We start from the raw sequence: 15,610 nt of genomic DNA on the forward strand, positions 1-15,610 counted from the left end.
TGCATCCCGGGTCTTCACTTAATCTATTAATTTATATCTTTGTAATTTTACATTTCCTGGTCAATTTGATTTTTAGCTTTCAAATCTTTACCTGATACGAGGTATCCAATAACCACAATCGATACTAAGACACCCCAGAATATGATTTTCCAAGTTGTAGACTCTGGGAAATGATGGTCAAGAATTCCAACACCTGGATGTGCTAATGTCATGACAGCCAGCTTAACCCCCACCCAGCCGACAATTAGAAAAGCAGCTGTTTCCAGAGATGGTCGCTTGTTCAATAGTACAACAAATTGTGTTGCAGCAAACCTCATAATAACTAATCCAATAAATCCTCCAAGGAACATAACAATAAATTGCCCACCATTGATACCGCCGATATTAAACGACCCTACCGCCGGTAGAGTTACAGCTAAAGCAACAGCTGCAAGCATGGAATCTACTGCAAATGCCAAGTCTGCTACCTCGACCTTTAGAACAGTCATCCAGAAACCGGATTTCTTTTTTTCCTTGACCGCTTCATCTTCAGATTTCAAGAAATAGTGTTTCACTAAATAATTAATCATAATGTAGAGCAAATATACAGCTCCAATTGCTTGTATTTGCCATAAATCTACAAGTAATGAAATCAGGAACAGGGAACCGATCCTAAAGACGAACGCACCAATTAGTCCATAAAACAAAGCTTTTTTCTGTTGTTCCTTCGGAAGATGTTTAACCATTACAGCCATTACGACTGCGTTATCGGCTGCAAGAATTCCTTCAAGTCCAATTAACACCAATAATACCCAGGCGTACTCTAAAATTATTGCCCAATCCATAAGTAAACCTCCTTTTATTTTCCAAACCAACAAAAAAGACCCATGCCAAAAAAGTAATTCTTTTTTGACAAAGGTCTTGCTAGACATTGTAAAAATGCCAACAAAGCCGATGGTAAAAACCACGTACTGACGACTTTGTTTTAGGTTTCCCTAACGCTACTCCCCTTTGAAAGGTTTGTATGAAGTTTGTATACCTATTATATTGGCTTCTGGATACAAGCGCAAGTATTAACTCATAGATAGTATTTATTTTGATAGTTTTATTAATTTCAGATATTCCTTGATTACCTTCATCATCGATTTCCTTTTGCCAAAGTAGGCTGTTAACAGTGCATGGAAATGTTCATATTTCCCTTCATAAGGATACCACTGAATCTCCGATTTTTTGAGGCCCATATCTTCCATTACTGCTTTTTCATGACAAAATATACGAAGACCCTGATCCCCATGATACCTGCCTATTCCGCTTTCTTTAACTCCGCCAAATGGAAGATTATTATTGGCAACTGTTATTAAAACATCATTAATTAACACAGCACCTGACAAAAGCTTCTTAGCTGTCAGCCGTCCTTTTTCCTTATTTGTTGTCCAAACACTTGCATTTAATCCGTATTTGGAATGATTAGCGGCTCGTATAGCTTCATCTTCTGTTTCAACAGTCAGTATAGGCAGAACCGGACCAAATGTTTCCTCCTGCATCACAAGCATATCCTCTGAAACATTTGTTAAAACAATCGGCTTAATAAACATGGAATTTTCATTCCATTCAGAAGGCGGATCACCAGTCAGGAGAGTGGCGCCTTTTAATAGGGCATCTTCAATATGCTCTCTTACAATAGATATTTGCTGTATTGAGGTCATAGAACCGATATCTGATTCTTTTCCATTTCCTTGCTTTAATTGATTAACAATTGGAAGTAACTCCTGTAAGAATGGCTCAAGCGCCTCTCTTTGGATAATCAATCTCTCTACACTCATACAAACTTGACCGCTATTTGTAAATGCTCCCCAAACAGCCCCCTTTGCTGCACGCTTATAATCAGCATCACTAAACACAATCATTGGATCCTTTCCACCGAGCTCAAGAGTGGTTGGGATAAGATCTCGTGCTGCTATTTCCTGAATAATACGTCCCGTACCTACAGACCCTGTAAAAAAGATATAATCAGGCTTTTGCTTCGTAAGACTGGCACCAAGTTCCTTACCGCCATGGGCTACTTGAAAAACATGATCAGGAAATCCAGCTTCTTTAAACAATGTTTCAATTAACTTACCCACTGCCGGAGTAACTTCTGATGGTTTCAAAATAACCGTATTACCGCCTGCAAGCGCGGATACAACAGGAACCATAGCCAAAAGGAATGGATAATTCCATGGTGAGATAACAAGCACAGAGCCTCTTGGCATATAATGAATACTCGATTTATGACCCATTAACAAAAAAGGTGTACGAACCTTTTGTGCCTTAAATGTTTTTTTCGCATGTTTTTCAATATGACTAATAGCATCGAGGGCAGGCATGATATCAGCCACTAATGCATCTGTTTTGACTTTCCCTGTATCCTTTGAAATGAGCTCAGCAATTTCATCAAGTCTATTCACAATCGTATGCCGCAACTGCTTTAGATAGCGTAAACGTTCGTCTATATCTAATTGTGACCACGAAAGAAAAGCCCCTTTGGATTTATTCATTATTTCACCAGCTTGACTAGCCGGCATCTCCTCATACTGCATAATCAGTTCTCCCGTTGCAGGAGCATATACATTTACCATTTCTTTCAAGGCTTCCAACTTTGTTCCTCCTCTAATTATGTAATCTCTATATGAAACGCCCGATTGTTCTTATTGGCTCTATAATATTCAACCATTGGCACTACACCTTCCTTAAAATCAGGACATACAATGCCTCCTTCAGCTAAATCAGCCTGTGCCTGTACACAATCAAATTCTCCTTTCCAGGTGAAATAATCAAGTGATTCAACTTCCACACCCAGAAACTTTCTTATTGGCTTGATTGATAAAGCCATTTTCGTCAGCCCGAACGGCAAATACCCAATTGGTCGTTTTCCATTATACCCTTTCAAAAACAACTTATAAATATCTGTAACCGTATATGGATTAGGATCCGTTAAATGATATGTTTTTCCAGCACCTTTAGGGCTTAAAGTTAAATAAGCTGTTGCTTTTATTATATAGTCAACAGGAACCAAATTGATCACACAGGTTGACTTAGTTATATTAGGGATAATTGGAAGGTATCTGATTCTGTCGAGGAAATTTAATATAAAATATGGGCCGTCAAATTTAATGGTTTCTCCAGTTAGGGTATTTCCTTTTACGATACCCGGCCGAATGACTGTAACAGGAACATGATCCATAATCTTTCGAACAAGGACTTCTGCTTCATATTTGGTTTCTTCATAATAATTTTTAAATTTATCTGGTTTAATTAATTCATGCTCATACAGCTTTCCTTCACGTCTTCCAGCTACATAAGCTGTACTAAAATAGGTATACCTCAATAGGTTAGGAAGGGTCAATACATAATCATTTACATTGTGTGTTCCATCGACATTCACCAAATAGGCTATATTTTTTGGAACAGCTAAATCATAAATCGCAGCTAAGTGAAAAAAATGGGTAATTTCTCCCTTTTTGAAACCGCTTTCTTTTTTACTGATGTTTAAACCGGGTTTGGTGATGTCTCCTTCAATAAGGATAAACTGATTTTCATCTAAATTGAACTCGTTTATAATTTTTAATCTTTCACTGACAGCCTTATGCCACACAGACGGCAGTACAATAGCAATCACTTTATTAAATAACTGATCCTGTTTTTTTAGCTCTCTTATTAGTTGATTTGAAATAAAACCTGGAAACCCGGTAAAAAAATAGACATGTTTCATTGTTTCACTCTCCTAATCTTCTTTCCACTATTGTAAGAATATTTAGAAAAATATGTCAACGGTTAATTGTTATATAACAGAAAAAAGCAGGATTTAACCCTATATAGGCTAAATCCTGCTTAAATTTAGTTAACGTTCGTGCTGATCCATTGGATTATATAGTTCTATAGAAGGATTTTTTTCCTGGAACCAACGCAGTGCAAAGTCATTTTCGAATAAGAAAGCATATTGATCATAGCGATCGCGTACCAAAAGACTTCTTGAACTTGAAAGCTTTTCATCGATTTTTTCATTCGTTGTCCAACGGGCAATCTTGTCACCCATTCTTTCCATGATAACTTCTGTATTATACTCATTTTTCATACGGTGCTCAAATACCTCAAACTGTAACTGTCCGACTGCTCCAAGAATATAGGATTCAATCCCAACTGTTTTAAATAATTGAATGGCACCTTCCTGTACAAGCTGATTAATTCCCTTGTGAAAATGCTTTTGTTTTAATACATTTTTAGCGCTGACACGTACAAACATTTCAGGTGTAAATTGTGGCAGACGTTCGAAAGAAAATGCTTCTTTTCCTGAAGTTAGCGTATCACCAATCTGATAGGTTCCTGTATCATATAATCCGATAATATCTCCTGCTACTGCTTCAGCAATATTGTTTCTTTCCTCTGCAAGAAATTGTGTTGAATTATTAAGTTTCATAGGCTTGCCTGTTCGGCTTAATTGAACAGTCATCCCACGTTCAAACTTACCTGAGCAAATGCGCAAAAAGGCAATTCGGTCACGGTGCATCGGATTCATATTTGCTTGGATTTTAAATATAAATCCTGAAAAAGTATCCTGAACGGGTTCAACCGGCCCCACGGATGATGGTCTTGGCTGAGGCTTTGGCGCAAACTCTAAATACGTATCCAAAAATGTCTGAACGCCAAAATTAGTAAGGGCACTTCCAAAGAATACAGGAATTAATTCACCATTTCTGACTTTTTCACGCGAAAATTCATTTCCTGCTTCATTTAACAATAACACTTCTTCCAATGTTTGCTCATATAAAGGAGACTCAACAATAGAGTGATTTTCATCTTCTACTTCGCCTTCTTCATTCAATTTTAAGTATCTCTCTTCATCTTCAGCCTTAAACATTTCAATTCGGTTATAATAACGGTCATAAATACCGAAGAAGTCTTTACCCATCCCGATTGGCCAGTTCATTGGATAGGATTCTATTCCAAGCACTTCCTCCAACTCAGCCAATAGCTCAAGCGGCAATTTACCTTGGCGATCCATTTTATTAATAAATGTGAAAATAGGAATTCCTCTCATGCGACAAACCTTAAATAATTTCAATGTTTGTGCTTCAATCCCTTTGGCAGCATCAATAATCATAACTGCGCTATCAACAGCCATTAATGTACGGTACGTATCTTCACTGAAATCTTGGTGTCCAGGTGTGTCGAGGATATTAACACGGGTCCCATTATAGTCAAACTGCATAACACTAGAGGTTACGGAAATTCCACGCTGCTTCTCAATTTCCATCCAGTCGCTTGTCGCATATTTACCGGTTTTACGTCCTTTTACAGTTCCAGCGTCACGGATTGCGCCACCAAATAAGAGCAACTTTTCTGTTAACGTCGTTTTACCTGCGTCAGGGTGAGAAATAATTGCAAAGGTTCTTCTTGATTCTATCTGTTCTTTTAAATTTGTCATGTAAGCCATCCTTTTATATATAGTAAAACTTCATAAATCTATTCATCTTGGATCTACATCTCCAATGATACTTTGATGTTGTAAAAAGAAAATAACCACTTTAACAATTCTTATTAAAATCAAAATCCATCTTATCAAATATACCATGTAAAAAAATAATATGTGAATAGGCGAATCATAAGTTTTAATCAAACAGTCATATTTTCTCATATGTAGTGAATTACAGTCAATTAGTGTCCGTTTAAGTATTTCGCAATTCTTTGGGGCAAGGTAAGATAACATAAAAAAAACGAGCATTATTGCCCGTCCTTTAAGCTACTTTTTTCTTATTGGTTAATTTTTTTGTAATATAGCTGATCACGAAAGGTGCAGCTGCTGCAATAACTCTTTTTAAGATTTTACTTTTCAAGATAATCACCATCCTTATACTTACCTTACCCGTATTCGGTGGAAGATAATCACAAGATTTACGCAAGTTTACCTTATTTGAATAAAAGAGGCTATCAGAAAAGTGAATAATTTCACAAGCTTATTGATTAATTATAGAAGTCATAGTAGTTTATTTAGTAGACGTTTTTTCAGCATAGGAGGAATTTAACATCATGGAAGAACAAGGATTACAGTATTTAGTTGCCCTTGCAAAGAAAAAGAAAAGGCTGTTAGACCATTTTCCTCTTCATTATTTCTTAAGAGCGATGATGGCAGGAATATTTGTAGGGTTTGTAATCATTACCTGCTTTAGAACAGGAGAATATTTCAGGGTAGCCGACTCACCTTTTGCATACCTATTCCCGGCACTTTTCTTTGGTATCGCATTAATACTCATTATTTACGGTGGGGCAGAGCTATTTACCGGTAATACCGCTTATTTCACTGTCGCTTATATGCGTAATGAGGTAACTCTCAGAGATTTAGGCCGAAACTGGGGCGCTTGTTATCTTGGCAATGCTGTTGGGGCAATCTTCTTTGCCATTTTATTTTACCTTACAGGCATATTCAGCCACATTCCAAACGAGCATTTAATGCACGAAATTGTTTCTTATAAAATGCATGGATCTGTTTCAGCTTTATTCTTTAAAGGAATCCTTTGTAACTGGCTTGTTTGTTTAGCTTGTTACTTGCCTAGCCAAGTAAAAGGTGACGGAGCTAAAATGGCAATGATGATTGCAGTTGTATTTTTATTCTTCTCATCAGGCTTTGAACATAGCATTGCAAACTTATCATTATTCTCAATTGCATTAGTATCACCACATCCTGATACCATTACAATCGGAAATGCCATCTACAATTTGATTCCTGTTACTTTGGGTAATATTGTCGGTGGAGCAATATTTGTAGGAATGTTATATCAGTTCTTAAGTAAATCAAGCACAAAGCTTCAATTACAGGACAACATGAATAAAATCTCTGAAATCACTGAGAAAGAAAATACAAAATAATAAAGTGAACCAAGAAAAAGAAGACCAATTCATAAAGTTTGAATTGGTCTTCTTTTAATTTCAGCTCATGACGGCCTCTTTATGAATGTGAATCAATTGATACTCCTCATGCGACAATGTTTCCTCCAACAAATCCAATAAATGATAATGATGAGTGAAAAAGATAACTTGAGTTTTTTTCGATAATTCTTTTAAGATAGATAACGTAATTTTTGAACGTTCATTATCAAAGTGAACAAGAATATCATCGACAATAAATGGAATAGGTTCATTTTCCTCACAATATTTTTCTATGCTTGCAACTCTTAAGGATAAATACAATTGATCTTTTGTTCCATCACTCATCGCGTCTATTCCAATTTTCTCGTTATTTCTTAAACCCAGTAGTACTTCTTCATCCTTTTCATTATAATCAACAGTCAATCCTTCAAAGGAGTTCAGTGTTAATTTTGCAAACAGTTTTGATGCTTTTGTTAAAATCGGATTTTGATTTTCGGAACGGAAATATTCTATTCCCTTCTGTAATACAAATGTAGCTAATTTTTTTTGGACATATTGATCGGTCAATTCTGCGAGCTCAGCCAGGATACTTTCTCTTTCTTCTGCGGCCTGAACAGCTGCATATGAATTTCCCTTAATCTTTTCTTCATATTCTTTTCTGCATACACCAAAGATTTGGTTCTGTTCCGTTCTTTTCTCTTCCAAATCTGCAAGCTCTGCCTTTAATTCTGCCATTTCACTTTCCATAAAATCTAAATCAAGCTTGTCTATTTCATCCTTCATTTCTTGAATCGATAAGCCATTGCCAATCTCAAGTAACACCTTCTCCAGATTGATCAGTTCTGCAGACAGCTTTTGCTTTTGTCGATATTTATCTTCAATAATTTGCATTTCCTCGATGGTCTTTACACTTGCTGTCTGTAACAATTCATCAAGACGATTAAGCGCCATCTCTTTCTTATCCTTCGCTAACCGATATTCTTTTTTCCGTTTATCCAATTGTCCTTGCCATTCGAGTTGATTTTGCTTACACTTTTTCTGCTCCTGCAACTGATTCGTTAAATCATAGATAAAGGATTGGATATTTATTGGTTCAGGTAACTGTAACGTGTTAGCTACAATTCTGATATGATCTACATAATCCTGTACAAATAACATGCCAGCTTTTGCTTTGCTATTGATATCTGCCCATTCATCATACGTAGTAGTCAATTCATTGTACTTATCAAGCCTTTCCATTGTGTAATCAATCGGAGCCTGACTTTCAACTTGCAAGGGTTTAGTAGCATCCTCCCATGCTTCTCTCCAATTGACTAATTCACTTTGCTTGCTCGCCAGCTCCTGCTCGATTTGTTTAAGATCAGCAGCCTTGCTCTTCCACTCTTTTTCCAATGAATTCTTCTCATTGAAACGCTCTGTTGCTAAATGGACTACTCTATTTGCTTCTCTTATTAAGTCTGTGAGTGTCCATTCTGACACTTGAGTATCTAGATCATCGATTACTTCTGACAGGGCAAGGTATAAACGGCTTTTGATAGCCAATCGTTTTTCTGTCAGCTCATCCCAAAGTTTCTGTTTCTTTTTATATTCGCCTTGATTCTGCTTAATAACCGTGTATTTTCTTACCCATTCTTTCATTTCAGTTGGCGATAATGGCTCAATACCGAACGGCTGCCATAGCTCATTCCACTGTTGAAAAAACAGATTCATCTCATCTTTAAGGAACTGCAGCTGTGTCTCTGCAGCTGCAATTTTGGTTTCAGATCTCTTTATATCCTGCAACGACTTATTCTTCATGCCCACCTTTGCAGATTCTTTCCACATAGTATCTGAAAGTTCATCCGTTGTTTTTAAATCATGCTCAAATTTTTCTTCTACCTCTTGCTGACTGCAGTATTCCTTAATTGCTTCACGATCAATGTCTTCACCTTTAAGTTTATTCTTAATTAAGCTCCAACCATGGTCGCGAATCTGACGGGTTCTCTCTAAATCATCTTCTGTAGGAATAACAGACAAGGCTTCTAATTCAGCAATCGATTTCTCCGCTTCCAAAATAATCGTTTTTTCAACCTTAATACTGCGCTCTAAATTTGTTTTATCTTCATTAAATCTTTCAAGTTGCCCGATGTACTGATTAATAGTTTCTTCTAAAATGGAAATGTAAAAGGAATCAAACTCCTCTACCGAACCATCCCATAGTGGTAAATAGTTTAGCTCTTCCATTGATTTGTCTTTAAGATCCTTCATTTCCTCTGATAAAACATCTATGGTTTTTTCAATATTTCCTTCTATCTGGGCATGGTCAAGCACAAGTTTAAGCTTGGCAATATTCTTTACTTCTCCAAAACCTTCCCATTCCGCACGCTTTAAAGCAACAGTTTCCTTTAGACTTTCATGTCGTTTATTTATTTCTTTTATCGTTTCATGTAAAATCCCATATTGCTTATAAAGCATACGGATTTTTTCTTTGCGAGAAATGGCAATTCTAAAATCCTCAATATTGACACTATCTACCCTACTATAGCCCAGCTTAAGGAGAATATCGTTCATCCGATTGAGTGCCTGCTCAGCCTTTGCCTCATTTACATGTAAGTCTTTATTCTCTTTCTCGTATGCACCAACTTGGCTGAAAAGAGATTGAATCCTAGACTCACATGTTAAAAGTTTTTCATCGATATCCAGTTTGGCTAACTTCTCTTCAAGCGCCATTATTTCTGTATTGGATATTTTGGCATTTTCATCAGCATGTTTTAATTCATTTAATACATTTTCTCTTTGTAAATTAAAATCGTTGGGTAAATCCGGAATTTCAGTGAAGCTCTTTTGTTGCTCTATTAATCTGTCTCTTTCAATAAGAATAGGAGCAGCTTGGTTTAACTTCGATAATTTTTTTAGAGTTGCGTCTACCTGGAGGTAATGCTCTCTTAATTCATCCAGCTGTTTCTTACCATGAAGATAATCATCCTCCAGCTGCATCCATTGTCTGGCGAGCATTTGCGAATCATTAAGTCGGCGAGTTAACTCTTTTTCTTTCTTTAATAATTCGTTTATTTTTGGTTTTGAACCACCTGATTTATATAATTCTTTACTTGCCGAATCAAATTCCTGCATAATTTTCTTTACTGTATTTATCCCTGAAGCTGCAGCAAATAAGCTCTCTCCGACGCTTCCATTTGACTCAAGCAAAGCTTCTCCGCCTTCTCGCAAAGTTTCATGATTGAGTGCAAACATATTTCGGAATGTTTCCTCTGACAGCACATTTATATACGGTAATAAAACATTATCTGGTAATGCTTCTCCCGCCTCATTAAGAATGGTCTTTGACTTTCCTTTCCTTCGTATGAAGGACAGAGTATTACCCGATGAATTGGATAGGCTGGCCTTTATACGTAAATTGGAATTGGGATGTAAAAATGAATCCTTAGAATTATGCGGAATGCCATACAAGAGTTGAGTAATAGAACGCAGCATAGTACTCTTTCCAGCTTCATTATTTCCATACACTACGTGTAAAGATTGATTTGGCTGAAAGTTAACCGGGTAATCAGTAAAATGACCAAACGCAGTCAGATTTAACTCTTCAAAACGCATGCCTTATTTACCTCCTTCCATTTGTAACTCAAGGCTCACCAGTTGTTTAACTTCCTCCAGTTTTTCTTCCAGCATGGCAACTGAATCAGGAATAACCATATTCTCTCCTCTTTTTAAATCGGTCGGTAATACGTTAGTAATCGCAGAAAACTCTTTTCTTACATCTTCGAGCAATTCATCCATATCACTTTTCTCAAGCCAGTTAAAAATGGAGGTCACTGGGTTATTTTCATCAGAGAAATGATTGGACTCTAACGGTGGAGCCGTTTTATTCTTTATTTTCTCTATCCATATTTGCCCATGTCCAACGGCAAAAGCTGCAGATCTAATGTCATTTAATACTTTTTCTTTATTTTTCATAAGCTCCTGATATAAAGAAGTATTGCCACTGACGACTACTCTGGCTGCGAGCATTCTACCATCTGCAGTATCTAGGTAATTTTCAAGCTGCTCTTCGATTTTCTGGAGAAATTGATCGTAATCACCAAGGGGGGTCGCATCTATCTCAATGATCTCCCAGCGTAATACATCCAGTGATATATGATTTAATTCCTGTATCTGACCATCGCTAACTTTAACCAAGGAACATCCTTTTGGACCTGTCTCTTTGCTGTGCCGGCTTTGAATATTGCCTGGAAAGAGAATGACTGGGTTTTTCTCACATAAAAACTCCCGTTTATGAATATGCCCAAGAGCCCAATAGTCATATTCTTTCCCCTTCATGTCCTCTATGGAACAGGGGGCATAATTCTCATGTCCTTCCCGGCCTACTGCCGATGTATGCAAAATCCCAATATTGAAATATCCATCTTCCTTTTGCGGATAGCTTTTAGCAAGATTATCTGTTACAGCACGTGTTGAAAATCCTTGACCATGTAGGGCCACTCCAAGTTCATCTATAAACATACTTTTGCATTTTTTATCATCAAAAATATAAACATTATCAGGAAGTTTTATTTCTTTAGTAATGATACTTGCTGCATCATGATTCCCTTTAATCATATAAACAGGGATTTGATGCATTTTTAGCCTTGCCATTTCGTTTGCAAAAAAGAGACCTGTATTGTAATCCTTCCAATCCCCATCATATAAATCACCTGCAATAATGATGAAATGCACTTTTTCTTTAATAGCAAAATCAATCATATTTTTAAATGCATCTCTGGTAGCACTGCGCAACTTTTCGACTGGTGCTCCTTCATATCTTGATAAACCTTTTAATGGACTATCTAAATGGATATCAGCAGCATGGATAAATGTAAAGTTCACAAAGTCTCCCCCTTTCCTCATCCTCATAATCATAGAATAGCATAAAATGGTATACACTTGAGCCCTGAACCTAACACTCCCAAATATTCACAGCTATATACAACACCTACCAAAAAAGAACAAATGTTCTTATTTTTATTATATAAAATCCATTTGTATTTGTCTCTACTATTTCTATGTAAAAATCAGGATATTCCTTGAAACCTTTGATATAGTTAATCGTAGATACATATATGATAAATAAAAGGAGAGGTAAATAAATGAATTCATATACGGAAACCAATAAATATCACATTCCAGCCGTTATCAGAACTTTCGCTTTATCATTAGCTATTTCTTTAATTGGCTTTATTGTAGGTAATTTTGTTCCTCCATCCTTGTTCTTGCCACTGATGATTATAGAATTCGGTATGCTTATTGCGGCGTTTTTTGTGAGAAGAAGGAAAATTCTCTCATATAGTTTCTTATATGCGTTTACTTTTATATCAGGCATCACCTTATATCCTGTAATCGCAAACTATTTAGTAACAATAGGACCGCAGCCCATTATCATGAGCTTGGCTGCTACAGTAGTTGTATTTGGCGGACTCTCTCTCTACGCCGCGACAACAAAGCGGGATTTAACATTTTTAAGCGGATTTCTGTTAGCCGCATTGCTCGCCATCCTGGTTATTGGGATTTTCAATATTTTTTCACCTTTATCTTCTACTGCCATGCTTGTCTATTCATTTATAGGTATACTCGTATTCAGCGGATACGTATTATATGATGTGAACCGTATGAAACAGTACGGAGTACCTGAAGATGAAATCCCATTGGCTGCACTCAATTTATATCTTGATTTTGTTAACCTGTTCCTTTTTATCCTTAGATTTATTGGTATTTTATCTTCGGATGATTAGGCAAAAAAGAACTGTGAATAACCTTCACAGTTCTTTTATATATATATTCCAATCCATTTATGATAAGCATTTAAAAACACTTAATGTACATAATTTCTCATCCTGTGTGGCAAAGTAATTGCATAGAACTGCTTAGAGAGATGAGGGAATTAAATGAGTTCACAAACGGATACCGATAAAATTAGTTTTTGGTGTTTGGCCAGTATAGCAGCAGTGCCACTAATAATGACATTAGGTAATTCAATGCTTATCCCTGTTCTACCTATTTTAGAAAAGAGAGTTGGAATCTCCTCTTTCCAATCCAGTTTGATTATTACAAGCTATTCAATCGCCTCCATCCTTTTAATACCGATTGCAGGATATTTATCCGACCGTTTTGGGAGGAAAATGATCTTACTGCCTAGTTTAGTTTTAGCTTTTATCGGCGGGCTAGTATCAGGCTTTGCCTCTTGGAAAATGGAAAATCCATTTATGGTCATTATAATAGGACGGATCATTCAAGGAATAGGATCATCTGGTGCTTTTCCAATCATATTACCCTTAGTTGGCGATCTTTTTAAAGACGATGATAAAGCAAGCTCTGTTCTGGGAATTGTGGAAACATCCAATACCTTTGGAAAAGTTTTAAGTCCCGTACTTGGAGCTGCATTAGCCATTTCTCTATGGTTTCTTCCTTTCTTTGCTATCTCTTTTTTAAGTTTAGTCACATTTTTTATGATTCTTTTTTGTATAAAGTTGCCAAAGAAAACAGAAGAACCTCCTACACTAAAAGAATTTTTAAAGGATACCAAAAAAATATTTAAGAAGGATGGGTCATGGTTATACAGTGTATTCCTGACAGGGGCATTCGTCATGTTAATATTGTTTGCCATCCAGTTTTATTTATCTTCCATACTTGAATCCAAGTATGATATTCATCAAATTAAAAAGGGACTTGTGCTTGCTGTTCCCCTATTTTTCTTGTGTGTTGCTTCATTTATCACCGGAAAAAAAATAAAAGATAATATTAAATTAATGAAAATCCTAATTCTGGCTTCTATCATTGTTAGCGCGATTGCCATCACCTTTACAACTTATTTCGATAATATCTATATATTAATCGGAGTATTATCGATTTTTGGTGCCGGCCTTGGGACGATTTTACCGTCACTGGATGCAATTATTACTGAAAACATCGATAAAAAACAAAGAGGAACAATCACATCTTTTTACAGCTCGGCACGATTTTTTGGTGTAGCAGCAGGTCCTCCACTCATGTCTTATTTTATGAAGCATAATCAATCTTATCTTTTTTATAGCTTTGGTGCTATTTCATTGATTTTATTCTTTATTGTTCTCAAATTTATAAAGAGTGATGAAAAAGCAGCTACCTAAAAAACATGTCCCACGCCTATATAGGCAACTGGGACATGTTTTTTAATGTTATAATTATATCGGAAATTATCTTCATAAAAGGAGTGATTTGCTTTGTCACAATCAGGATGTTTAAATGTGGAAGCCTTGATGCCAGCCAAAAAGAAGTTTCTATGACAGGAACCGGTCTGTCAAAAATGTTTGATATTCAAAATAATCAATTTCTCGTAGTATTCGGAGTTTTATAATAAAAAGTCCTTTGCTGGCAGCAATGTTTTAGACATTTTCTTTAGAGGATGATCATCCCTCCCTTCTCCTCCGTCTTACTTATGGCAGTAATCCATACCTTCCTCAAAATTAGATAACTCAATCCTCCATTTATAAGATAAAAACTCAATTAATCCTCTTAGGATAAATTTCCTGTTTTTTATTCATTACACGTTAAAAACGGTTACCTTCTTTTGTACAGGGAATGAACATAATAAGGATTTCCAAAGCCTTAATTACCAGTCAAGGAGGAATTATATGCAAAATACCAAGATGAAAGCAATAGTAATAGAAGAGTATGGCGGACAGAATGCTTTAAAAGAAAAAGTAGTTGAAAAGCCGCCTCTATTAGATAATCAGGTCTTAATCGAAGTAAAAGCTGCATCCGTCAATCCAATTGATTGGAAATTAAGAGAAGGCCATCTTGCTGATCAATATGCATTCGAATTCCCTATTATATTAGGCTTGGACGTTGCAGGAATTGTTAAAGAGGTTGGTAAACACGTCGTTGATTTTACAAATGGAGACAGGGTATTTGCACGTCCCGATACAACTCGTTATGGAGCCTATGCTGAATACACAGCTGTTGATGAATTACTAATTGCGAAAATCCCTGATAATTTATCTTTTAAGGAGGCTGCATCCGTCCCATTGGCTGGAATGACGGCATATCAGTGTTTATTTGATGCATTGGAAATTATGGAAGGACAGAAAATTCTTATTCATGGTGGTGCAGGAGGTGTTGGTTCGTACGCAATCCAATTAGCTAAACTTAAAGGAGCCTATGTAGCCACCACAGCCAGCAAAAAAAACCATGGATTTTTAAGGGAATTAGGAGCCGATCTATGCATTGACTACCATACCGAAAATATAGAAGATAAATTGACAGAATACGATGCTGTTTTAGATACAATTGGGACATACGTTCAAACTGCCAGCATGAAAATCCTACGTCGAGGCGGCAGATTGGTATCCATTGTAGATCCGCCAAACGAAGAATTAGCCAATCGCTACGGCATTACAGAAGAATTTGTATGGTTAAATCCAAATGGTAACCAGCTAAAAGAATTGGCTAAGCTTCTTGATGAGGGAAGATTGAAACCAGTAGTTGGTGAAACCTTCCCTTTAAATGAAAAAGGTGTTAAAAATGCACACGAATTAAGTGAATCCTCTCATGCGAGAGGAAAAATAATCTTAGTAGTTGATTAATATTTAGTTATTTCTTGGGAAATGATAAATAAAGCAGGCAGAGGAGTCACGTGTACGTACCTTTGCCTGTCTTTTTCATTGGCTCAATTGCATGTAAAAAGAGGCCGCTGTAAGTCATTAAATAACCTACGAACAGC

The 15,610-nt window shown here is 36.4% G+C and carries 11 protein-coding genes and 1 riboswitch; of the genes, 5 read left to right on the forward strand and 6 right to left on the reverse strand.

What is annotated here, in order from left to right; translation table 11 throughout:
• Positions 1-47: 47 nt before the first annotated feature.
• From AC4BHP_RS08670 to AC4BHP_RS08685, 4 genes are all read right to left on the reverse strand, one after another.
• The gene (locus AC4BHP_RS08670) at positions 48-824 is read right to left on the reverse strand and encodes a TerC family protein (RefSeq protein ID WP_066100981.1); all 777 of its coding nucleotides are present in this window, start codon (positions 822-824) and stop codon (positions 48-50) included.
• 81 nt (positions 825-905) lie between these two features.
• Positions 906-1,001: riboswitch (yybP-ykoY riboswitch) on the reverse strand.
• A 69-nt stretch (positions 1,002-1,070) separates the two neighbouring features.
• Positions 1,071-2,615, reverse strand: a complete 1,545-nt coding sequence (locus AC4BHP_RS08675; RefSeq protein ID WP_490551863.1) for an aldehyde dehydrogenase family protein — start codon at positions 2,613-2,615, stop codon at positions 1,071-1,073.
• Positions 2,616-2,632: 17 nt separating this feature from the next.
• Positions 2,633-3,730: an SDR family oxidoreductase gene (locus AC4BHP_RS08680; protein ID WP_490551864.1), complete on the reverse strand. Its 1,098-nt coding sequence runs from the start codon at positions 3,728-3,730 to the stop codon at positions 2,633-2,635.
• A gap of 129 nt (positions 3,731-3,859) precedes the next feature.
• The gene (locus tag AC4BHP_RS08685; RefSeq protein ID WP_066100986.1) at positions 3,860-5,443 is read right to left on the reverse strand and encodes a peptide chain release factor 3; all 1,584 of its coding nucleotides are present in this window, start codon (positions 5,441-5,443) and stop codon (positions 3,860-3,862) included.
• Positions 5,444-6,045: 602 nt separating this feature from the next.
• Between AC4BHP_RS08685 and AC4BHP_RS08690 the strand changes: the two genes are divergently transcribed.
• On the forward strand, positions 6,046-6,882 hold the full coding sequence (locus AC4BHP_RS08690) for a formate/nitrite transporter family protein (protein WP_066100989.1): 837 nt from the start codon (positions 6,046-6,048) through the stop codon (positions 6,880-6,882).
• Positions 6,883-6,942: 60 nt separating this feature from the next.
• Here AC4BHP_RS08690 and AC4BHP_RS08695 read toward each other — a convergent pair whose 3' ends face one another.
• Together AC4BHP_RS08695 and AC4BHP_RS08700 are read right to left on the reverse strand one after the other, a co-directional pair.
• Complete coding sequence (locus AC4BHP_RS08695) at positions 6,943-10,473, reverse strand: AAA family ATPase (protein ID WP_490551865.1); 3,531 nt, start codon at positions 10,471-10,473, stop codon at positions 6,943-6,945.
• Positions 10,474-10,476: 3 nt separating this feature from the next.
• On the reverse strand, positions 10,477-11,742 hold the full coding sequence (locus tag AC4BHP_RS08700) for a metallophosphoesterase family protein (protein WP_490551866.1): 1,266 nt from the start codon (positions 11,740-11,742) through the stop codon (positions 10,477-10,479).
• Between the two features lie 260 nt (positions 11,743-12,002).
• Between AC4BHP_RS08700 and AC4BHP_RS08705 the strand changes: the two genes are divergently transcribed.
• The 4 genes from AC4BHP_RS08705 to AC4BHP_RS08720 all read left to right on the forward strand — a co-directional run bounded on the left by AC4BHP_RS08705 (position 12,003) and on the right by AC4BHP_RS08720 (position 15,473).
• Complete coding sequence (locus AC4BHP_RS08705) at positions 12,003-12,644, forward strand: Bax inhibitor-1/YccA family protein (protein WP_066100995.1); 642 nt, start codon at positions 12,003-12,005, stop codon at positions 12,642-12,644.
• Positions 12,645-12,797: 153 nt separating this feature from the next.
• Entirely contained in the window at positions 12,798-14,018 is a 1,221-nt protein-coding gene (locus AC4BHP_RS08710; RefSeq protein WP_066100997.1) for an MFS transporter, read from the forward strand.
• A 152-nt stretch (positions 14,019-14,170) separates the two neighbouring features.
• A complete protein-coding gene (locus AC4BHP_RS08715; protein ID WP_490552010.1) occupies positions 14,171-14,245 on the forward strand; it encodes a zinc ribbon domain-containing protein in 75 nt (24 codons plus the stop codon).
• 277 nt (positions 14,246-14,522) lie between these two features.
• Positions 14,523-15,473 carry an NADP-dependent oxidoreductase gene (locus tag AC4BHP_RS08720; protein ID WP_490551867.1) on the forward strand — a complete coding sequence of 317 codons (951 nt, stop codon included), beginning with the start codon at positions 14,523-14,525 and terminating at the stop codon, positions 15,471-15,473.
• The last annotated feature ends 137 nt before the right edge of the window (positions 15,474-15,610 follow it).

The organism is Pradoshia sp. Z4_20 (genome assembly GCF_058216035.1).